This is a genomic window from Pseudoxanthomonas dokdonensis (assembly GCF_001431405.1).
In the GTDB taxonomy this organism is placed as follows: Bacteria; Pseudomonadota; Gammaproteobacteria; order Xanthomonadales; family Xanthomonadaceae; genus Pseudoxanthomonas_A; species Pseudoxanthomonas_A dokdonensis.
Genome location: NZ_LDJL01000005.1, coordinates 146,277 through 166,552 on the forward strand (window position 1 = coordinate 146,277; position 20,276 = coordinate 166,552).

The following is a 20,276-nucleotide window of genomic DNA, read 5'->3' on the forward strand; positions in this document are numbered from 1 at the left end:
GTTGCATGCTGCCGCGCAACAAGCGGGCGACGGCAGGCCGTCCGGCGCCGCCGCCCCGAGCTCATGGCACAGCCTGCCGCGTCACCGGTTGCAACAGCTCAAGCTCGGCCAGCGCTGCCGCTGCCGGTGCATCGAGCCGCAACCGGTACGCGGCATAGTCGCCCGGATGTTCGACCCGGAAAGGACGCAGCTGCCGGCGCGACGGGAACGCCTGCCCACGCCGCTGGTCAAGCAGGGTCCAGGCGCCATTGCCGGAACGACCTTCCAGCGTCCATGACAGGCCTGCCAGTGCGGCGTCGGCGCTGGTAAGCGTGTAGTGGGTGACGTGGGCCGGGGCCGCGAAGCGGAACTCGAGCTCCGCATCTGCAGGCAACGGCAGCGTGGTGGACGCGTCATCGTCGACCAGCGCCTCCGCCCTGCCCCGTCCACCCAGCGACACGCTGAGGGCTTTCGAGGTCATGTCAGCCAGTCCACGAGGCGCTTCGCCCGGCGGCGTCAGCGACGGCGGCAATGCATCGCTGCCGCTGCCCCATGCCGATGGCGCTGGGCCCATGACGAACTCCAGCGTGGCGCCGTTGGCGATGTCCTGATGGCGGATCCACGGCCGCGGCCAGGGCTTGCCGTTGACCTTCAGCGATTGCACGTACACGTTGTCTGCGTTGTTGTTGCGGGCGATCACGGTCAGTGTCCGTCCGCCCCTCAGATCAACCTCGGTGTACGGGAATGCGGGCGAGCCGATGACGTACTCCGGCGCGCCCATCCTCAGCGGATACAGGCCCAGCATGCCGAACAGGTACCACGCCGACATCTCGCCGTTGTCCTCGTCGCCGGGATAGCCCTGCCCGATCTCGCTGCCCAGATACAGCCTGCCGATGATGTCGCGGGTGATGCGCTGCGTTTTCCACGGCTGCCCCGCCGCCACGTACATCCAGGGAATGTGGTGCGAGGGCTGGTTGCTGTGCGCATACATGCCCATGCGCACGTCGCGTGCCTCGGTCATCTCGTGGATGATGTCGCCGTAGGAGCCGGCGAATTCCTGCTCCGCGGTCTCGGGCGTGGCGAAGAACTCATCCAGCCGCTGCGCCAACACATCATCTCCGCCGAGCAGGCTGGCCAGGCCGGCGGCATCGTGCGGCACGGTGAAGGCGAAGGTCCATGCATTGGCCTCGGTGTAATCGCCACCCCAGATGCGGGGATCGAATCCCGCTGCCGGTGAGTCCCACCGGCCATCCGGCGAACGTCCGCGGAAGAACCGGGTGGCGGGATCGAACAGGTGTACATAGTCGGTCGCACGGGCGCGGAAGTATTCCGCTTCCTCCGCATAGCGCCGGGCGCGCTCGGAATCCTTTTCCGCGGCCGCCAGTCCGCTGGCCATCTGCGCCAGGCCGAAATCATTGACCGCACCCTCCAGTGTCCACGACAGGCCTTCATGCACGCTGTTGTCCGCATAGCCGCGATACATCGACCGTGCCAACCCCTTGCGGCCAACGTTCGAGACCGGCGGCACCACCGTGGCATTGCGCAGCGCCGCCTCGTACGCCTCGTGGGCATCGAATCCGGTCACGCCCTTCAACCACGCATCGGCGAACGCCACGTCGGAACTGGTGCCAACCATCAGATCGGCATAGCCGGGCGATGACCAGCGTGCGACCCAGCCACCATCGCGGTACTGCTGCAGGAAGCCATCGATCATTTCACCGGCCCGTTGCGGGGTGAACAGGGCGTAGGCCGGCCAGGTTGTGCGGAAGGTATCCCAGAAGCCGTTGTTGACGTAGATCCTGCCGGGCTTGACCGCCGCCGACGTCAGCTGGTCATCGCCACCGCTGTTGTCTTTGGACCAGCTGTTCTGGTCGGCATGGCGCCATTCGGGCTGGCCGGCAGTGCCGGTGTTCTCGTAGGCGATGTTGGGATACAGGAAAAGACGGTACAGGTTGGAGTACACCGTGACCCGCTGGTCGTAGCTGGCACCCTCCACTTTCACCCGACCCAACAGGGCGTCCCAGGCATCCTGCGCGCGCGAGCGGACCAGATCGAAGCTGGCATCGCCGATCTCCTGCTCCAGATTGCGCTGCGCCTGCTCCACCGAGAGCAGCGAAGTCGCGATGCGCATTATCACTTCGCCCGACGGATCCGGCGCGAACTTGACGTAACCGGTCGCTCGTCCGCTCTCGATCTTGCCGCTGTCCCGCCATGGCCGGTCGAAGCGGGCATAGACGAACATGCGCGTGGCGCCATTGGACAGGCCGCTGCGGGTATCGGAATAGCCACGCACGGTCTGTGTCGCCGCATCCAGCGCCAGACCTGCGCGGGCATCGACATTGTCGAACAGCAGGTTGGCATCGCCGCCTTGCGGGAAACGGAAGCGGAAGATCGCCGCTCGCTCGCTCGGTGCGATCTCGGCGCGGATGCCGTTGTCGAAGTCGACGCGGTAGGCCTGCGGCCTGGCCTCCTCGTGGTCGTGGGAGAAAGAGAGCGCACGCTTGCCGCGGTCGGCCTCCGGCACACCGCGGGTCGACGACGGCATGACCTGGAAGGTCTGGCGATCGCCCATCCACGGACTCGGTTCATGGCTGATCGACAGCGCCTGCAGGCGCGGCCGGTTGTCATCGCCGTTCTGTTCGCTCCACCGGTACAGCCAGCCAAGCGAGCCGGCATCGGTTACCGGCACCCAGAAGTTGAAGCCATGCGGCATGGCCGTGGCGGGAATGTTGTTGCCCCGCGAGAACGTACCGTTGGACTGGGTGCCGCGGGTGGTGACCACGTAATCGCTGGGACGGTCAATCCGCGGCTGCGCCTGGCGCCGCACGGCGATGTCGTCGATCCAGCCGCTCGCGGCCGCGTCCTGACCGGGCTGGACCTGCAGCTCGATGGCACGGATGTGTTTGCCGCGCAGGGCCACCAGATCGCCCACGCGGACCTGCTTGTGCGCCCACTGCTGCGGATACAGCGTCTTCGATGCAGCCTGTCCCGCTGCGTTGGCCGCTGCGCCGTGCTGGTCCATCAGTCCCAGCTGGGAAAGCCTGCGTCCGTCGTCGAACAGGAGATCGACGGATACGCCAGTGGATGCATCGGCGTGGCCGTCGACGATCTCCGGAAGCACCATCCACGACAGGACCGTGTCCTTCTGCACCTCGATATCGACATCGAACATGCGCGCGCTACCCGCCGCATCCGCCCGGTAGTTAAGGGCCCGCTGTCCGCTGTAGCCCATTTTCGCCTTGGCCGCATACGGCCGCTGCGGACCGTCGCCGACGGCGATGCGGACAGCTGCCGGCTGCGCCTGGGCGGGTACCGGCTCTGCCTGCTCGAAGGAAGTCGCGAAGTCCAGATCGCGCGCCTGTGCCGGCAACGCTGCCGCCAGCAGGAGCAGCGTCGCGGCAATGGGCACCCGGTGCCTGCGCGGGGACTCAGTCATTCGCACGGAATACGGATAGAACGTCATGGCAGGCTCCCATGGTGTGGTAGTCGGTCTTGCCCGCCGGGCTCTTGTCATCGTCGTACTTCCGGTTGTGCCGGTCGAGGATGCGGAACCAGGCGCCGTGGTCGTGGTCGATCATGTGGGTCCAGGCGTACTCCCACAGCCGCTCGTACCACTGCCAGTAGCGGTCGTCGCCGGTCACCGTCGCCAACCGGGCGGCGCAGGCCATGGTTTCGGCCTGCACCCAGAAGTATTTGTCGTCGTCGCAGATGAAGTGCCGGCCATCGGCCAGCGAGGGTCCGGCGATGTCCTTTCTCAGCGACTCGGGCGCGAAGCCATACACCAGCCCACCGCACTCCCCGTCCCACGATGCCTCCACCGAACGGTCGAACAGTTCCCGGGCACGTGGCACCAGCCACGCCACATCATGGCCGGCATCACCCAGGTGTCGATCCAGGATCAGCAGCAGCTTGGCCCATTCGGTCTGGTGCCCGGGCTGGAATCCCCAGGGACGGAACAGGTGCCTGGGGTCGTCACGGTGGTAGTCGGTGTCGACCTGCCATTGCGCATCGTAATGCTCCCAGATCAGTCCCTCGGTCTGCCCGGCCTGGCGGCGTGTCATGTGGTTGGCCAGCAACAGCGCACGTTCCAGGTAGCGCGTGTGGCCGCTGGCCTCGTACGCGGCCAGCATCGCCTCGCACATGTGCATGTTGGCGTTCTGGCCGCGGTAGTCGCTGAACTGCCAGTCGCGCGTGGCCTCGTCGCGGTAGAGGCCGTATTGCGGATCCCAGTAGCGCGTTTCCAGCAGGTTCCAGTGCACGTCCATCCACGCGCGGCAGCTTTCAACCCCGGCCTTCAATGCGATGGAGTACGCCAGCAGCACGAAAGCCGCACCGTAACAGTGCTGGGTGGTGTCTTCGGGTTCGCCGTCGCGCAAGGTCCAGAAATAGCCGCCGCTGACCGGATCAAGATGCCGATCGCGCAGGAACTTCAATCCATGCTGTACCGCATCGATGTAGGCGCTAGCCAGCGCCGGGTCGTCGTCGCCGAACTCCAGCGCCGCGGTTGCATAGTTGAAGACGAACCGCGTGCTGCTGACCAGATGGCGGTGCGACGTGTCATAGATGCGTCCGTCGTCCTTGAAGTAATGGAAGAACCCGCCCTGCGGATCGATGCAGCGCGGATGGTAGAAGGCCATCGTCTGGCGGATGTGATCGCGAAGGAAGGATTCGCTGCGGAACGCGGCGTGCGGAGGAACGGTGTGACTCATGGGATAGCGGTACTCCGGGAAGATGGCGGCACGGACAGGACGTCCGCCAGGGTGGTGATGTGCAGCGCCCGGCGCAGCGCATCCGGGGTGGCGTCGGACGAAATACGCAGCACCCTGCGCTCGCCGGGGAGCAAGGTCAGCGCATTGTCGGATACTTCGGCATCGAGCTCGCCGAAGTCGATCCAGACCGCACGCGCCAACGCTTCGGCCGAGAGTTCCAGGGTCGCGCCCCGGCGGTCAGCTCGCAGCTGCGCATGGACGGCGGATGCGGGCCAAGCGATGTTGCGGGCCTCAGTGAAATAGACCAGCTGCCGCGAGACCGGCTCGCCCTCGACGTGCAGCTCGAACACCGCCACGGTCCGGGCGGGATCGGCGCCCGCCAGCAGATCGGCATCGTCATAGGTAGCCAAGCGGATGGCCGACAGTGGCGCCAACGCGACTGCATCGCGCTCGTCGCGCAACACCTGCCCGCGCAGATCCATTACCTTCAATCGCCACTCGCCGCGACGCGGCACGGTGCGGTCCGACACCGCGGACACCGTCGTGCGCCCGTCCTTGCGCAGCGCCGTCACCGCCACCGGTGCGAAGAAGCGGCGCGCATGGAACTGCAGCGCCTTCCAGCGTCCAAACCAATCGATGCCCGACCATGACGCACCTGGCCATACGTCGTTGAGTTGCCAGTACAGCGAGCCCATCGTGTGCGGCCGGCTGGCGCGATGATGGCGCGCGGCCAGTCCGATGCCTTCGGCCTGCATCACCTGGCTGAGATAGACGAAACCGGCGAAGTCGCGTGGCTCGCCGAATTCCATGCGGACATAGTGCAGGAGCCGTTCATTGCCTTTGCCGGCGAGGAACTTCTGGTGCGCTTCGACCGTCGGCGAATCGATGCGCTGCTGGTCGCCAGCGATGACCTGATCAATCGTCCTGGGCACGGGCCAGGCCTGCAGGCCGTACTCGGACATGAAGCGCGGCGTGACATCCAGGTATGCCGAGGGTGGGCGAGCCGGATTGCCCCACACTTCCCAGTAATGCATGTCGCCACTGGCGGGCGTGTTGGCCGTTTCAGCCATGTCGTCACTGGGCGAACTGGGCCAATAAGCGATGCCGCCCGCCTCTTCGGCCACGACGCGGCGCAGGTCACGGTCGAACAACTGCACGTAACCGTCCCAGACCCGTGCGGCGAAGGCGGGATCGGCATCGGTCAGCGTCTTGCCATGTCCCCAGTACTTCCAGGCGATCTCTTCTTCATTGTTGCCACACCACAGCACGATGCTCGGATGGTTGCGCAGGCGCCGCAGCTGGTCTTGCGCCTCTGCCACCACGTTGGCCCGGAATGCAGGATCGTAGGCCGGCTGCATGCCGCCGCCGAACATGAAGTCCTGCCACACCAGCAGCCCGAGTTCGTCGGCGATGTCATAGAACGCATCGCTTTCGTAATATCCCCCACCCCAGCTGCGCACCATGTTCATGTTGGCGTCCACCGCCGACTGCAGCACGCGCCGCAGCTGCGCAGGCGTCACCCGCGAGGGGAACATGTCGAAGGGGATCGAATTCGCGCCCTTGGCGAAGATCGGGATGCCATTGACGACGAATGCGAAACCGCGTCCCGCCGCATCCCGATCGCGGCGCAGCTCTACGCTGCGCAGGCCGGTACGCACGCTGCGCGAATCGACCACTTCCCCGCCCTGCGCAAGCTCCAGCTCGAACCGGTACAGCGGCTGCGCACCGTAGCCGACCGGATACCAGCGCTGCGGGTGGTGGACGCTGAAGGACAGCGGTACCCGGCCGATACCCTGCGGCAGCGACACCCGGGTTTCCTTCGCCAGCGTCCTGTGGCCGCCGGGTACGGTCTGCCACACACGCACCAGGTAAGCGCTTGGGCTGGCGATGTCCACGGTCGCGATGGCGGTCAGTTCGGCGACATCCTCGGCCACATGGTCCTGGCGCAGCTGCAGGTCCTGGACACGGGCGACGTCCCAGCTGGTCAGTCGCACCGGCCGCCAGATGCCGGCGGTGACGTAGCGCGGACCCCAGTCCCAGCCATAGTGGTAGCCGGGCTTGCGGACGAAGTTCGCCGTCATGGCGTCTTTCGGCTCGTCGCCGTAGGGCGAGGGGTAGTTGCCGGCGATCCGGTGCGGCATGGCCTGCACGCCCGGCAGCAGGCGCCGGATGGGCGAATGCAGGACCACGCGCAGCTCGTTGCCGCCTTCGCGCAGTCGCCCTTGCACGGGGATGCGCCAGGTACGGAAGGCATTGTCCGCGTCCAGCACTTTCTCGTCGTTGAGGAATACCTCGGCAATCGTGTCGAGCCCGTCGAATGCCAGCTCGCTGCGCGCGGCCTCGCGCATGCCGGCGCTTACTTCGAAAGTGGTGCGGTATTCCCAGTCGGCCAGGCCGATCCATTGCAATCCCGCTTCTGGCGCACCGACATACGGGTCAGGAATCAGGCCATGGGCCAACAGGTCGGTGTGCACCGTGCCGGGCATCAAAGCCTTCCGCCATGCAGACCCGACCCCGGCCGGATCCTGGTCCCCTGCCCGCACCGGCAGCTGGCGGAATTCCCAGCCCTGATCCAATTGTCGTTGCTCCACCGCCTGCGCACCGGACAGCACGGCGCACAGCGCGATGAAGCACAAGGCACGCAGCACGATCAGGCGGTGCGTTGCCTGGACTGGCGTGGCGGCAATGAAGCAGGTGGGCATGCAGGTTCCAGTGGCGGGGGCCGACAAGCGCGGGGATCGCTCCTTCCATGCCCCGCTCCGGACCGGTGCGGCAGCATAATTGGATCGATCCAATAAAGTCATGTTTATCACGCCCATCCCTCGCTTGCATGCTGCTGCGCAGCAGCCGCCACGCCGAATCAGCAAGGCCGTTGCAGGCATCCTTTGGTCACGTCGGGTGGCGCGGCGCTAGCCTGCATCCAGCGCGTCCAGCGCATCGCGCAGCACACGCACCCGGACTGCATCGGTCTCGCTCCAGCTGGTGGACAGGCCGGGCAGCACCACCGATGGCGCGCGCATCGCCGACGTGCGCCGTACTTTCGCCGACGCATGGAATTCGCGTGCCCGGGTGAGCGAGGCCACCCGCGCGATGTTGCCCTCGTCGAGGCCGCCACCCGGCATGACCTGCAGACGACCCTGCACCTGCTCCACGCAGGCCGCGATCAGCGCGCTTCCTTGCTCGGCGCTGGCGCGCCCGCCGGAGGTCAACAGTCGCGAGAATCCCAGCGCGGCGATCCGCTCAAGCGCCGCCGCCGGGTTGCTGACCACGTCGAACGCCCGGTGGAACGTCACCGGCAGCAATCCCGCCGCTGCCAGCAGCTGTCGGCACAGCGGCTCGTCGATGTCGCCGTCGGCATCCAGTGCCCCGGCCACGATGCCGTCGCAGCCGATGCGCACGCAGGTTTCAATGTCACGCAGCATGACTTCGGCCTCGTGCGCGTCGTAGACGAAATCCCCCGGGCGGGGGCGGATCAGCACGAACAAGGGGATGCGCAGGCGCTCACGGGCAAGCGCCAGCGTTCCATACGAGGGCGTGGTGCCGCCGATCTCAAGCGCCTCGCACAACTCCACGCGGTCGGCGCCTCCCTGTTGTGCTGCCAGCGCCGACACCAGCGACCCGGCCGCGATCTCGAGCACCCGAGCTGTGGGTCGACTCATGTCGCCGCCCCGTCGTACACGGCATCGGACGCGTGCAGCGCGTCCTGCCTGCCAGCATCGCAGACGGCATAGACGAAGCCCGGATGCAGGGCGAAGGCGCCGACTTCGCCATCCCGGCTCATGGCCAGGAAGCACACCTGCAGCGATTTGCTGGCCTCGGGTCGCTTGCGGACGACACGCGCGATGGCCGCGCGGCAGGCCTGCATCGGCGTCATTCCCTGCCGCATCAATTCCACGACCAGGAAACTCGCCGCATTGCGGATCATTTCCTCACCCACGCCCGACGCGGTCGCCGCCCCGACCTCGTTGTCGACGTACAGGCCCGCCCCGATCAGGGGACTGTCGCCGACGCGACCGTGCATCTTCCACGCCATGCCGCTGGTGGTGCAGGCCCCGGCCAGCCGCCCGTTGCCGTCGATCGCCAGCATTCCCAGCGTGTCGTGGTTTTCCTTGTTGCCCGGTTTCAGGTTGCGCTCGACATTGATCCGCGGCTGGTACTCCGCCCGTTCGCGCCATTCCTGCCACGCCTGCTCCGCTTCCGGGGTCAGCAGGCGCTGTTTGTGGAAACCCTGGGCCATTGCGAACTGCTGCGCCCCCTCGCCCACCAGCATCACGTGCGGCGTGTCTTCCATCACGCGGCGCGCAACGCTGACCGGATGGTCGATATCCTCGAGCGCGGCCACGGCACCACAACGGCCGTCTCCATCCATGATGCTCGCATCCAGCGTCAGTACGCCGTCCCGGTCGGGATTGCCGCAACGTCCAACGGTGGGATTGCACAGCTCGCTTTCCGCCCATCGCGCGCCCTGCTCGACCGCGTCCAATGCGCTCCCTCCCGCGGACAGTTTCCGCCATGCCGCCTGGTTGGCGCCAACACCGAAGTCCCAGGTGGATACCACACGCCCGCCGCTGGCGACAGCGCTCTGTGCAGGCCCGGCCATGACGCCACGGGCCAGTGACGCCGCAGCGGCGGTCAGCGCCATATCGCCCAGGAACTTTCTTCTGCCTTTCATGCGTGCTCCTCGATGGTTCAAACGGGACAGGAATCCCCGGTCCCGTCAGCGGATGCGGCATCGGCCAGACCACGTTGCCCATGCTCGATGCGCCAGACGGGTGCGCCCGTGGCGGTTCGAATCTTACGCAATAGCGTTACCGGAATGGCCTCTTGCCTACAGCAAGGGGCTGGCGTGCATGGTGCGACGACAGTATCCGCCACGTCAGCGCTCGCCGCGCGCCATGTCACATATGGCACGGCACACTGTATAAATGCAGCTGTCGACCCTCTGGAGCCGTGCATGCTGCCGCCTCGCCCGCAGAATCGTAGCGACTTTCCCTTCTACGCAGGCATGCCAGTTTCATTGTCCGGGCGGCAATGGCTGGTGGTGCTGGCAGGCGTGGTGCTCGCCTTCTATCTGCTGACGGCGCCGTGGACGCATCCATTATCGCCCTGGGGAAGGTGGCTGCCGGCACTGCTGTTCTGTACGGTGCCGCTGGTGGCGCTGTCGTTGGTCGCCGGCCGTCACTGGACCGCCCCGTTCCATCGCCTGACCGGTCGCGACGCACTGCTGATGTTCGGCATCGCCGTGTTGAACATGGTGGTCACGCTGCCGCTGGGCGCGCTGGTAAACGGCCTGCACCACGGCTCGGTCAATCCGTTGTTCCAGTCCATGGGACAAGCGGACGCGACGACGCGGTGGATGACGTTCGCGGCGATGGTGCCGCAACTGCTGGGCGAGGAATTGCTGACCATCCTTCCCTTCCTCGCCCTGCTCTGGTGCCTGGCCACACGCCTGAAGCTGCAGCGGCGTACTAGCGTGGTGCTGGCCTGGATACTGTCGGCCATCCCGTTTGCGCTGGTGCACCTGCCGACTTACCAATGGGATCTGATGCAGTGCCTGCTGACCATCGGCAGCGCCCGCCTGGTGCTCAGCCTGGCCTACATCTTCTCGCGCAACCTGTGGGTATCCACCGGCGCTCACGTGATAAACGACTGGACCTTGTTCGGTGCGGGGCTGTGGATGGCTTCCCTCGCCGATTGACGGCTTCAGTCAAGCCGATACGCAACGCGTGACCGGGACAACTCCTGACCCGCGATACTTTCACGTGCGGCAATACGTTCGACCAGGCGGTTGATTGCAGCCTCCATCGCATGTGCTGTTCTGTCACCACTTTGGTTGGTGATGACGAAAATGCCCAGATCGTATTTCGGAATGATGTAGACGTAGCACTGCGAGCGAGGAACACCGCCATGATGCGCGAGTAAGTACCCTTCACCGGGTCGCCGGTGACGATATTCCAGAAGTAGCCGATGCTGAACTCTGAATCGAATCTTGCAAGCGGACGATGCGATTCCTTCACCGCTGATTCATCGGCCAGCTGGAATTCAAGATATTTCACTAATTCCGGGACAGTTGCCTTCACGTTCCCCGATGCGCCCCATGGCAGCTGCGGCATCGGCGTGGTCGGTACCGGGTTGTCGCTGTGATAGCCGAGCGCAAGTTGCGGTGTCTCGGCCTCACTTAGTTTGATTTTGACTCCCGTCATCCCCGCAGACTTATCGAAAAATCCGCGTAGTAGCGACTCATAGTCGCTCTTGTAGACCGTCTCCAGGATATGCGCTGCCAGCTCGGTACCCGTGCTTGAGTAAGCGTAGTCCTTTCCGGGTGCCTGGTGAATCTCGACAGCGTGCAAATCACTGAAGAAATCCGCTTTGCTGTAGCGTGCGTAGATAGCGTTGAGTTCGCGTGGCGTGCGTTGATCGGTGAAGTCCGCAAGTACCGTGTTCGCCCGTTCCGGCAACATGTTCGGCAGTCCGCTGGTGTGCGACAGAAGGTGGCGGATGCGAACCGGCTCGCCCTCGTACTGCAGGTTCGGATAGTCGCCCTGCAGATACATTCGCACATCATCGTCCAAAGCAAGCCTGCGCTGCAGGACGGCATCGGCCATCAGGGTTCCTGCCATGGTCTTGCTCAGCGAACCGATTTCATAGAGGGTCGCATCGGTCGGCGGACCTGGCCTGTCTGTCACCATGTCGCCGCGATGGCGGATGAACTTCTGGCCCCGGTATACCACTGCGATCGAGGTCGAGTGCAGCAACGGCTGCTCCAGAAGCGTTGCTGCCACCTCTTCGATGTCAGCTCCCAGATCCCTGCCAGGTACATTCGCCTCCTCAACCGTGCAGCCCGCGGTCAACAGCGCGACAGACCATACCCAGTAGTTGAACCACCGCATGTGTAGAACCATCGCCGAAATCGCTTGCATGCGTCAGTGCTGAGAGGGCCATGAAAAGGACGCCAAAGATAACCTATCGACATGCACTGCGCCTGCCTTTCCCGCAGCGGCCCATGCAGCTGCCAAGCAGACGCTGCATGGCGGTCTACCCCGGGTTGGAAGCTGCGCTAGCGGCAGCCGATCAAAATCCCTGATCACCATCACCGTCCCTATCCACCACGGCACCGCTGCCAGCCCCCGTTCGGCGAGCTGACCTGCTCCCAGCCGTTGGCCAGTTTGCGCATGGCCTGTCCGCCAATGCATGCCAGGCCTGTGCGGATGGCGGCGGCGGAGCCCATGGCGGGCAGGTCGATGACGTCGCTGGATGGACCCGGACGGCCTTGTCGCCGGGCTTCGTCCTGCAAAGTCCGGCTTTCGGTGTTTTCGCAGAAAGGCTGCATGCCGGGATGCGGGTGCAGTCGATACTGTTCGCAGTTGAATGGCGTGGTGTCCTTGGCCATCGCGTTGTACGGCTGCAGCGGGCGCTGGGGTGGTGCCTTGTATTTTTGCGGGGGGCGATAGCTGTGCACGGTTTGTGCGGACGCCACCGCCATCTGGGTCAACAGGATCAGCAACAGCCATCTACGCATGAATCCCCCTGTGTATGGTGCCCTGGCGGGTCGACGCTACGGCCGCCAATGCCGGTTCAATGCCGGCGACGGCGCCGGCGTGATGCTGGTGGTCGGCTGCGCTGGTTCGACCGGATGCAATGCGGCGTGGATTGCCTGTTCGTCCGGCATGGCCGAGACCTGCCAGCGGATCAGGCGCACGCCGGCAGCGGCCAGTGCCTTGTTCTTGCGCTCGTCGGCGGCCCGGCGCTCGGGCTTCAGATGGGTGGCATCGTCCAGTTCAATCGCGGCCAGCACCTTGCCGTCCATGCCGCAGATGACGAAATCGGCGCTCAGTCGATTGATCCGGTTATTCCACTCATGGAAGCGGAAGCCTTTCCTGACCCCGAGGAAACGCGACAGCTGCACCTGCGCGAATACCACTTCCGCAGGCAGCGCCTTGACCAGCCGCCAGTACAGCGTCTGCTCCGGTGGAGTCAGCAGTTTTTTCGAATAGAACGGCCACGGGCCGGAGAACGCCCGTGACGTACCCAGCCTGGCAAGCACTACGATCAACAGCAGAAAACAGATGAAACCGATCCAGCCGATTGTCATTGAAGCCCCCTGAAGCATCCTGCGTGGGCACACTGTAACCGCTGGATGCTGGACTTGGCAGCCGCTTGCCGACAGGCTGCTGCGACATGGGTGCCCTGCCCTGGTTATCCATCTTCGCCCAGCACCCGTGCAATGGTCTGCCGCAGCACTGCGCGCAGCGTGTCCGCGGATAGATCCGGATCCCGGATCGCGCGCATCGCCAGGCCTTCGACCACTATCCGCAGCAGCAGGGTGCGCTGGCACAGCGCCGCTTCGTCAATGTCCCGGCCACGTGCCTGATCATGTTGCCGCAGCCAGTCGCGGACGTTGTCGCTGGTCAGTTGATCATGGCGTCGCAGGACGCTGGCGACCATCGGGTCGCGCTGGGCTTCGGCGGTGATTTCCGCATACAGGGTGACGTTGGCGATGGCGGTGTCATGGCCGGCGATGGTTTGTCCCTGCGCCCACTGCCGATAACAGGCCAGCAGTCCATCGACCATGTCCAGCGATGGTGGCCCCTGGCTGATCGAATCCTGCCCTTCCCGCAGCTGGTGTTCGATCAAGGCCAGGATCATCGCCCGCTTGTTGTCGAAGTAGCGATACATCAGCCCTTGGCTGATGCCGGCTTCGGCGGCGATTTCGCTGACCGCGGCGGCGTGGAAACCGTGGGCAATGAAGCATCGGCGCGCCGCATCCAGAATGCGCCCGCGTTGTGCATCGGCACGCTGGCTGGCACTGCTGCCAGTAGCGGAAGAACGGGCAGCGGGAGACGTCATATGCGGTCCGGGATCATCCTGAAACCGCGGATGGTAGTACATACGCACCGAGAATGAACCGTCATTCATTTGTCATGGGGCACGCCTACATTGCCCGGGTTCCTTCCACCTCCCCGTACGGATCCCATGCGTCCTTCCCTATCCCGCGCCATCCTGCGCCCGCAGGTGCTTGCCGTTTCCATCGCCATGTTGCTGCCCGCACTGGCATTCGCCGAAGAAGCCGAAACCGCCGATACCGGAGTACCCGACGCGGTCTCGCTGGACCAGGTAGTGGTGACCGCGCAGAAGCGCGCCACCAACCTGCAGGAAACACCGATATCGGTATCGGTGGTCGATGCCGAAGCGCTGAAGGATCGCAGCGCGATTTCGCTGGCCAGTTTCGCCGATGGCTCGGTACCGTCGCTGCGGGTGACCCCGTTCGCCACCCGCAGCTCGGCCTTGAACATCGGCATCCGCGGCATCGGCGCATCCGGTGATGCCAACCAGCCGGCACGCGATGCCGGCGTCGGCATCTATGTCGATGGCGTGTTCCTGGGCCGTGCCCAGGGCCTGGGCACGATGCTGTACGACGTCGAACGGATCGAAGTGCTGAAAGGGCCGCAGGGCACGCTGTTTGGCCGCAACACCGAAGGCGGCGCGGTCAGCATCGTTACCCGCCAGCCGAGCGGTGAGTTCGGTGGCTCGTTCAACGCCGGTGTCTCCAACTACAGCGGTTACAACAGTGGACTGCACCTGGATCTGCCGAAAGTCGGCGACGTCAGCTTCAAGATTGATGCGGTGCAGGCCAAGCGTGGCGGCACCACCGACAATCCGATGCGCGGCGAGCAGGATTTCAACAGCTACGACAAGCGCGGCGCGCGGCTGAGTGCGTTGTGGCAGCCGGGCGAGAATTTTTCCGCGCTGTACGCCTATGACCGTTCCTACGATGGCACCACCCCGTACCACACCCAGGTGCTGGTGGCCGGGCCTTACCTCAGCCCGTTGCAACAGGCCGGCGCCAGCGATGACCGCCGCGACAGCTCGATCATCGGCGGTCCGCAGGAAGAAAACATCGGCCGGACCTGGGGTCATTTACTCAATCTGGACTGGACGCTGTCGGACAACCTGACCCTGAAATCGATCAGTTCCTACCGCGAACTGGAACAGGGCCAGTTCGACATGGGCCTGGTCGATGCGATTTCCACCTACTCCGGGGCGGGTACACCGTTCGCGCGTTACAGCCTGGCGCAGGTCTACCAGCACCAGTACAGCCAGGAATTCCAGCTGATTGGCAACACCTCGCAGGTGCAGTACATGGCTGGCGCGTTCTATTACCACGAGACCGCCGGTGATAACGCGCAGACCCCCAACATGCTGCTGTGGGGACCGGGCGGCAACAGTTATACGCTGAACCCCGCGACCAATCCGCTGGACCTGTCCAACGTGCGCATCGACCGCGCCAGCAAGGCATGGACCGACAGCCTGGGCATCTTCGGCCAGGCCACCTGGACACCGGCCTCGCTGGAACGGCTGCACCTGACCGCCGGCGGCCGCTACACCCGCGACGACAAGAACGGCATCCTCTACACCGTCAATGGCGCCGGCACCGATCTGGCCTTCGACGATTCCTGGCGCCGCTTCGATCCGATGCTCAACATCGCCTATGACCTGGGCCAGGACACCCTGCTGTACGCCCGCTACAGCACCGGTTTCAAGGCCGGTGGCGCCAACTCGCGCTCGACCACCTACACCGCGTTTGACCCGGAAGAAGTGACCGCGTTCGAGCTGGGCCTGAAAACGCAGTTCTGGAACAACCGGGCCCGTCTGAACCTTGCCCTGTTCGATTCGAAGATCAAGGACAAGCAAATGGACTTCACCCTGCCCTTCGATCCCAACAGCGGTGAAACGCGGACCACGATGGTCACCACCAACGCACTGAACGAAGGCGAGTCACGCGGCGCCGAGCTTGAATTCAACATCATGCCGCTGGACAACCTGTCCTTCAGCTTCAATCACGCCTACACCGACATCGACGCGCTGACCGCCAACGACCCCTTCGGTGCCGGCGTCGAAGTCACCGTGCAACCGCTGCTGGCACCGAAAAACGCCAGCAGCGCCGCCATCGATTACTGGATTCCGTTCTCCAACATGTCGTCACTGAAGTTCCACATCGACGGCAACTGGTCCGACGGTTTCTACACCAGCGAGTACGACCAGACCCTCACCGACAGTTCGTTCGTGGTCAATGCGCGCATCGCACTGGTCGATGTGCCGCTGGCCAGCGACGGCGCCACCCTCGACCTGTCGCTGTGGTCGCGCAACCTGCTGGATGAGGAACACCTGTTCTACAAGCTCAACAACGCCGCTCTGGGCCAGACCGGCATCTTCAACGACCCGCGCACGTACGGTCTGGACCTGACCGTTCACTTCTGAACAACCGGAGCACAAAATGATCACCCACACCAGCAAACTGACCCAGGCCATCAGCCTGACCCTGGCACTGGGCCTGCCGCTGCTTGGCGGTTGCGCCAGCGCGCAGCTCGCCGACAAGCCGGCAACCGCGCCGGCGACAACCACCGCGCCCAGCGCGGCCACGGCCGTCGCCGCCAATAGCAGCAACGTCGCCCCGACCGCCGATGATGCCCAGCGGGTGATGCCGTTGCAGGGGGCGTGGAATGTCCGCACGTTCGCCGGCCTGCAAGGCAGTCACGGGCCGATCCCGGCCACCGCATTCGTGCGTACCGCCGACCTGAGCGGGTTGACGGACGCGGACCGCGATGCACTGGCCGCGGCCGGGGTCAACCTCGACATCGATCTGCGTACCGGCGACGAGGAAACCCACTCGCCGGATCGGCTGGCCGACGATGCCCGCTTCGACTACAAGCGCATTTCGCTGATGGGCACCGAGAAGATGGACCTGCGGCAGATGATGACCTCGTTCCCGGACTCGCTGGGCGAAGCCTACGTGCAATGGCTGTCGGGCAACCAGGCGCAGTTCAAGCAGGTGTTCGAGCTGATCGCCGCGCATGACCAGGGCACCGTGCTGTTCCATTGCACGGCAGGCAAGGACCGCACCGGCGTGATCTCGGCACTGCTGCTGGATCTGGCCGGCGTGCCAGCCAGCGACATCGTCCACAACTATGCGATTTCAGCGCACTACCTGCAGGACCAGCCCAGGGACAACGCGATGATGGCCGAGGTGATGGCGCTGATGCGCGAGCACCCTGAAATCGCCAGCAAGATGGCCGGCATGAACGGCACCGCGCCGGAGAACATGCAGATGTTCCTGGATGCGCTGTACCAGCAGTACGGCGATGCCGCCGGCTACCTGAAAACGATTGGCCTCAGCGATGGCGACATCCAGCGGCTGCGCGTGCGTCTGGGCCAGGCTGGTTGAGTGGCCGGCGTTGCAGTCAGCGACGGCAACCCAGCGCCGCTGACCGCAACCAAGCTGTACGGATGAGGCCTGCGCGGCGATTGCCGCGCGGGCTTGTGGCCGTTGGCGCTACAGCTTGACGAAGCGCTGGATCCTGCGCGCCAGCCAGCCGCTGAAGCGCAGCGGTGCATCCAGCGCGGACACGCAGATGCAGGCCGCACCGGGGGCTGTGACCGGCTGGTGTTCGACGTCCTGATCCAGATCCGCCACGTCACCCGGCGCGAACAACCCCAGCGCGTCGTTGTACGAGCCACGCAGGATCTGGGTCAGTTCGCTGCTGCCATGGCTGTGCATCGGCAGGCATTTACCGGGGGCGATCCGCAGCATGATCAGGGTCGGCATGTCGGCCGCGCGGATGCAGTGGACGCCGGGGGCAATCCAGCGCCAGCGCAGCGACCGCAACGAATCGCCGAAATACGGATGCAGCGATGCCGGCAGGTAATCCGGATCCGCCTGCGGGCATTCGCGTGGCGGTTGCCGCAATGCCGGTGCCGGTTCCCGTGACCGCCCTTCGCCACCGGGCTCGGCCTGCTCAAGCTGCGCCAGCATCGCCTGGCGCAATACCTCGCGACGCGGGCTGGGGACGTCGGGCTGGGTGCGATCGATCAGCGCGGCGCCGACAGTCTCGGCCAGGTGCAGGCGCTGGCGGCAATGCGGGCAGCTCTCCAGATGGGCACCGGCGACCACGCTCAACGCGGCCGGCAAGGCGCCAGCGGCGAAGCTCATCAGGGTTGATTCGTGCAGGTGGTGGCGTGGACTCATTTCGCGCCCCCGACCTTGGATTGCAGTTGCAGGAACGCGCGGCGCAGGTGCGACTTGACCGTTCCCAGCGGCATCTGCAGCGCCAGCGCGATTTCGCCATGGCTCTTGGCTTCGAAATACGACATCCGCACCAGCCGCGCCTGCACCGCCGGCAGCTCGCTGACCCGCTGGTGCAGTCTTGCCTGATCGGCGTACTGCTCGGCACTGCTGCTAGCGGCCATGTCGTCGGTCGCGGCCTGTTCGATGGCGGCCTGCACCTGCAGCCAGCCACGTTCGCGGCGTACCCGATCGATATGCAGGTTGCGCGCGATCCGATACAGCCAGGTGCTGAGCGCGCCCCTGGCAGGATCGAATTCACCGGCGCGCAGCCACAGCCGCAGCAGACAGTCCTGGGCCAGTTCCTCGGCCACCGCCTCGCTGGCGCCCAGTCCACGCAGATAGGTGCACAGCCGCGGCATGAAATGATCGTAGATGCGCATGAAGCAGCCGCGATCACGCAGGCGCGCGACGGCGTCCATGTCCGGCGCCCAGTCCAACGGCTCGGTTGTCGGTTGCAGTGAACTGGACACGGTGCGGGCGCTGTCGAGGCAGGAAGGTGGCTTGCGCGGGTCAGGATACATCTGCGGCAGGGGCTCGGGTGAAGGTGGCCTGCTGTATCTACGTGCCAGCGTCCGGTTTGGATGCAGGCCCGGTGCTGCATCCAAAGCACTGCCTGCTGCGTAAGGAACAGCAACCCATCCGCGGAATAACACATGCGTACCCGACGTTCCGGCCGCTGGCTTGCCTGCCTGGTCCTGGCCTGGCCGCTGACACTGGCGGCGACGGAGTTGCAACGCAGCGAGGGTGTGGCCAGCAACGCCGACGGTCGGCCGCTGTACCGGGAAATCCACTGGCAACGCGGCGGCGATGCCGGCGAGCACTGGGTGCTGTACACCTGCCCCGACGGCGCACCATTCGCGCGCAAATGGCTGCCAGCGGCAACCTCCGCGCTGGCGCGCGGCTACCGGCTGGAGGACCGCCGCAGCGGCCAGCAGGCTACCGTCACGGTGTCCGCCGACAACGTGGCAATCGACTGGACGGAACAGCGCGGCGCCAGCGCACGGCAGCGGCAGCTGCCCTTGCCGGCGCAGGCAGTAATCGATACCGGTTTCGATGCCGCGGTGCGCAGGCACTGGTCGGAACTGATGGACGGCAAGGCAATCACCCTGCCGTTCCTGGTCCCCGGCCGGCAGCGCTTCTACCCGGTGCAGGTGCAACGCCAACGTGCGCTCGACTGGCGCGGGCAACCGGCACAGGCCATCCAGGTGGAGCTGGACACCTGGTATGGCGCGGTCGCACCGCGGCTGGCACTGGTGTATGCGGACAGCGACCGGCGCCTGCTGGAGTTCAATGGCACCAGCAACCTGCGCGATGAGGCCGGCGATTATCCGCAGGTGGTGGTCCGTTTCGCGGCGCCACCTGCCACCGCCAGCGATCAGCAGCGGCAGCGCGACTGGCAGCGCCCGCTGGTGGCGCAGTGTGCAGCGTCGAAAAAATGATGAACTGCCTGCATCCAAACGCCACCCGGCTGCGTAGATCCAGACAAGCGAGACACAGGGAGCCTTGCATGCAGAGCGCAGCGTCACCGAACGGCACCAGACAGCGCCTGCTGCCTACCTTGCGGCGCTGGTTCGATACCGGGGTAGCCAGTGATGCCGGTCTGGAGCCGGCTGCGGCCCGGCGTATTGACTGGCTGCGGGCGCTGCCGTTCGCCGGGCTGCACCTGGGCTGCCTGGGGGTGATCTGGGTCGGCGCTTCCTGGACGGCAGTGACGGTGGCCTTGCTGTTGTATGCAGTGCGGATGTTCGCGATCACCGGCTTCTACCACCGCTATTTTTCCCACCGCACCTTCCAGGCGTCACGGCCGGTGCAGTTCGCCTTCGCGGTGATTGGCGCGGCCAGCGTGCAGCGTGGCCCGCTGTGGTGGGCTGCCCATCATCGACATCACCACCGGCATGCCGATCAGGCGCTGGACCCGCACTCGCCACGTGAAGCCGGCTTCTGGCGCAGCCACATGGGCTGGTTCCTGACCCGCGGCGCCTTCGCCACCGACTTTGCGCGGATACCGGATCTGGCGCGTTTCGCCGAGCTGCGCTGGCTTGATCGCTACGATACGGTGGTGCCCCTATTGCTGGCCGCCGGACTGTACGGGCTGGGTGAAGCGTTGCAGGCGTTCGCACCCGCGCTCGGTACCGATGGACCGCAGCTGCTGGTCTGGGGCTTCTTCATCTCCACTGTGGTGCTGTTCCATGCGACCGTGACCATCAATTCGCTGGCCCATCAGTACGGCACGCGCCGCTTCGAGACCGCCGACGACAGCCGTAACAATCCATGGCTGGCGCTGCTGACCTTTGGCGAAGGCTGGCACAACAACCATCACTTCTTCCCGGGCACGGTGCGACAGGGCTTTCGCTGGTGGGAAATCGACATGACCTGGTACGGCTTGCGGATGCTGGCGGCGCTGCGGCTGGTGCATGGGCTGAAACCGATCCCGGCCTGGGTGCTGGCCAAGGCAAGGAGCTGAG

The 20,276-nt window shown here is 65.3% G+C and carries 16 protein-coding genes; 5 read left to right on the plus strand and 11 right to left on the minus strand.

Annotated elements, in window-relative coordinates; genetic code table 11:
• Positions 1–61: 61 nt before the first annotated feature.
• The 5 genes from ABB29_RS05810 to ABB29_RS05830 form a co-directional block, all read right to left on the minus strand.
• Complete coding sequence (locus ABB29_RS05810) at positions 62–3,415, minus strand: GH92 family glycosyl hydrolase (RefSeq protein ID WP_057657667.1); 3,354 nt, start codon at positions 3,413–3,415, stop codon at positions 62–64.
• The gene (locus tag ABB29_RS05815) at positions 3,408–4,688 is read right to left on the minus strand and encodes an AGE family epimerase/isomerase (protein WP_057657668.1); all 1,281 of its coding nucleotides are present in this window, start codon (positions 4,686–4,688) and stop codon (positions 3,408–3,410) included. The genes ABB29_RS05810 and ABB29_RS05815 overlap by 8 nt, the downstream gene beginning before the upstream one ends.
• Positions 4,685–7,390 carry a beta-mannosidase gene (locus tag ABB29_RS05820; RefSeq protein WP_057657669.1) on the minus strand — a complete coding sequence of 902 codons (2,706 nt, stop codon included), beginning with the start codon at positions 7,388–7,390 and terminating at the stop codon, positions 4,685–4,687. Before ABB29_RS05820 ends, ABB29_RS05815 begins: the two co-directional genes overlap by 4 nt.
• A gap of 207 nt (positions 7,391–7,597) precedes the next feature.
• The gene (locus tag ABB29_RS05825; RefSeq protein ID WP_057657670.1) at positions 7,598–8,347 is read right to left on the minus strand and encodes a copper homeostasis protein CutC; all 750 of its coding nucleotides are present in this window, start codon (positions 8,345–8,347) and stop codon (positions 7,598–7,600) included.
• Complete coding sequence (locus ABB29_RS05830) at positions 8,344–9,360, minus strand: glycosylasparaginase (protein WP_057657671.1); 1,017 nt, start codon at positions 9,358–9,360, stop codon at positions 8,344–8,346. Before ABB29_RS05830 ends, ABB29_RS05825 begins: the two co-directional genes overlap by 4 nt.
• Positions 9,361–9,642: 282 nt before the next feature.
• On the opposite strand from ABB29_RS05830, the gene ABB29_RS05835 reads away from it, so the two are divergent.
• Entirely contained in the window at positions 9,643–10,386 is a 744-nt protein-coding gene (locus ABB29_RS05835; protein WP_170185850.1) for a CPBP family intramembrane glutamic endopeptidase, read from the plus strand.
• On the opposite strand, the gene ABB29_RS16075 is transcribed toward ABB29_RS05835, so the two are convergent.
• The 4 genes from ABB29_RS16075 to ABB29_RS05855 all read right to left on the minus strand — a co-directional run bounded on the left by ABB29_RS16075 (position 10,274) and on the right by ABB29_RS05855 (position 13,535).
• Positions 10,274–11,608 carry a serine hydrolase domain-containing protein gene (locus tag ABB29_RS16075; protein WP_245622543.1) on the minus strand — a complete coding sequence of 445 codons (1,335 nt, stop codon included), beginning with the start codon at positions 11,606–11,608 and terminating at the stop codon, positions 10,274–10,276. The genes ABB29_RS05835 and ABB29_RS16075 overlap by 113 nt on opposite strands.
• Positions 11,609–11,787: 179 nt before the next feature.
• Positions 11,788–12,171 (minus strand): hypothetical protein, encoded by a 384-nt coding sequence (locus ABB29_RS05845; RefSeq protein WP_083487560.1) that lies wholly within the window; start codon positions 12,169–12,171, stop codon positions 11,788–11,790.
• A gap of 72 nt (positions 12,172–12,243) precedes the next feature.
• Positions 12,244–12,780 carry a DUF2726 domain-containing protein gene (locus ABB29_RS05850; protein WP_083487541.1) on the minus strand — a complete coding sequence of 179 codons (537 nt, stop codon included), beginning with the start codon at positions 12,778–12,780 and terminating at the stop codon, positions 12,244–12,246.
• A gap of 104 nt (positions 12,781–12,884) precedes the next feature.
• On the minus strand, positions 12,885–13,535 hold the full coding sequence (locus ABB29_RS05855; RefSeq protein WP_057657785.1) for a TetR/AcrR family transcriptional regulator: 651 nt from the start codon (positions 13,533–13,535) through the stop codon (positions 12,885–12,887).
• Between the two features lie 126 nt (positions 13,536–13,661).
• Between ABB29_RS05855 and ABB29_RS05860 the strand changes: the two genes are divergently transcribed.
• Together ABB29_RS05860 and ABB29_RS05865 are read left to right on the plus strand one after the other, a co-directional pair.
• Positions 13,662–15,947: a TonB-dependent receptor gene (locus ABB29_RS05860; RefSeq protein ID WP_057657675.1), complete on the plus strand. Its 2,286-nt coding sequence runs from the start codon at positions 13,662–13,664 to the stop codon at positions 15,945–15,947.
• Positions 15,948–15,963: 16 nt separating this feature from the next.
• Entirely contained in the window at positions 15,964–16,911 is a 948-nt protein-coding gene (locus tag ABB29_RS05865; RefSeq protein ID WP_057657676.1) for a tyrosine-protein phosphatase, read from the plus strand.
• Positions 16,912–17,019: 108 nt separating this feature from the next.
• Here ABB29_RS05865 and ABB29_RS05870 read toward each other — a convergent pair whose 3' ends face one another.
• The gene (locus ABB29_RS05870) at positions 17,020–17,712 is read right to left on the minus strand and encodes a ChrR family anti-sigma-E factor (protein WP_057657677.1); all 693 of its coding nucleotides are present in this window, start codon (positions 17,710–17,712) and stop codon (positions 17,020–17,022) included.
• Positions 17,709–18,332: a sigma-70 family RNA polymerase sigma factor gene (locus ABB29_RS05875; protein WP_057657678.1), complete on the minus strand. Its 624-nt coding sequence runs from the start codon at positions 18,330–18,332 to the stop codon at positions 17,709–17,711. Before ABB29_RS05875 ends, ABB29_RS05870 begins: the two co-directional genes overlap by 4 nt.
• A 132-nt stretch (positions 18,333–18,464) precedes the next feature.
• On the opposite strand from ABB29_RS05875, the gene ABB29_RS05880 reads away from it, so the two are divergent.
• A complete protein-coding gene (locus ABB29_RS05880) occupies positions 18,465–19,250 on the plus strand; it encodes a hypothetical protein (RefSeq protein ID WP_245622544.1) in 786 nt (261 codons plus the stop codon).
• A gap of 68 nt (positions 19,251–19,318) precedes the next feature.
• Positions 19,319–20,275, plus strand: coding sequence for an acyl-CoA desaturase (locus tag ABB29_RS05885; RefSeq protein ID WP_057657679.1), 957 nt, complete (start codon positions 19,319–19,321; stop codon positions 20,273–20,275).
• The last annotated feature ends 1 nt before the right edge of the window (position 20,276 follow it).

Coding starts and splice junctions, on each gene's coding strand:
- ABB29_RS05810 (WP_057657667.1), bottom strand. CDS start 3,415: ATGACTGAGTCCCCGCGCAGGCACCGGGTGCCCATTGCCGCGACGCTG.
- ABB29_RS05815 (WP_057657668.1), bottom strand. CDS start 4,688: ATGAGTCACACCGTTCCTCCGCACGCCGCGTTCCGCAGCGAATCCTTC.
- ABB29_RS05820 (WP_057657669.1), bottom strand. CDS start 7,390: ATGCCCACCTGCTTCATTGCCGCCACGCCAGTCCAGGCAACGCACCGC.
- ABB29_RS05825 (WP_057657670.1), bottom strand. CDS start 8,347: ATGAGTCGACCCACAGCTCGGGTGCTCGAGATCGCGGCCGGGTCGCTG.
- ABB29_RS05830 (WP_057657671.1), bottom strand. CDS start 9,360: ATGAAAGGCAGAAGAAAGTTCCTGGGCGATATGGCGCTGACCGCCGCT.
- ABB29_RS05835 (WP_170185850.1), top strand. CDS start 9,643: ATGCTGCCGCCTCGCCCGCAGAATCGTAGCGACTTTCCCTTCTACGCA.
- ABB29_RS16075 (WP_245622543.1), bottom strand. CDS start 11,608: ATGCAAGCGATTTCGGCGATGGTTCTACACATGCGGTGGTTCAACTAC.
- ABB29_RS05845 (WP_083487560.1), bottom strand. CDS start 12,171: ATGGCGGTGGCGTCCGCACAAACCGTGCACAGCTATCGCCCCCCGCAA.
- ABB29_RS05850 (WP_083487541.1), bottom strand. CDS start 12,780: ATGACAATCGGCTGGATCGGTTTCATCTGTTTTCTGCTGTTGATCGTA.
- ABB29_RS05855 (WP_057657785.1), bottom strand. CDS start 13,535: ATGACGTCTCCCGCTGCCCGTTCTTCCGCTACTGGCAGCAGTGCCAGC.
- ABB29_RS05860 (WP_057657675.1), top strand. CDS start 13,662: ATGCGTCCTTCCCTATCCCGCGCCATCCTGCGCCCGCAGGTGCTTGCC.
- ABB29_RS05865 (WP_057657676.1), top strand. CDS start 15,964: ATGATCACCCACACCAGCAAACTGACCCAGGCCATCAGCCTGACCCTG.
- ABB29_RS05870 (WP_057657677.1), bottom strand. CDS start 17,712: ATGAGTCCACGCCACCACCTGCACGAATCAACCCTGATGAGCTTCGCC.
- ABB29_RS05875 (WP_057657678.1), bottom strand. CDS start 18,332: ATGTATCCTGACCCGCGCAAGCCACCTTCCTGCCTCGACAGCGCCCGC.
- ABB29_RS05880 (WP_245622544.1), top strand. CDS start 18,465: ATGCGTACCCGACGTTCCGGCCGCTGGCTTGCCTGCCTGGTCCTGGCC.
- ABB29_RS05885 (WP_057657679.1), top strand. CDS start 19,319: ATGCAGAGCGCAGCGTCACCGAACGGCACCAGACAGCGCCTGCTGCCT.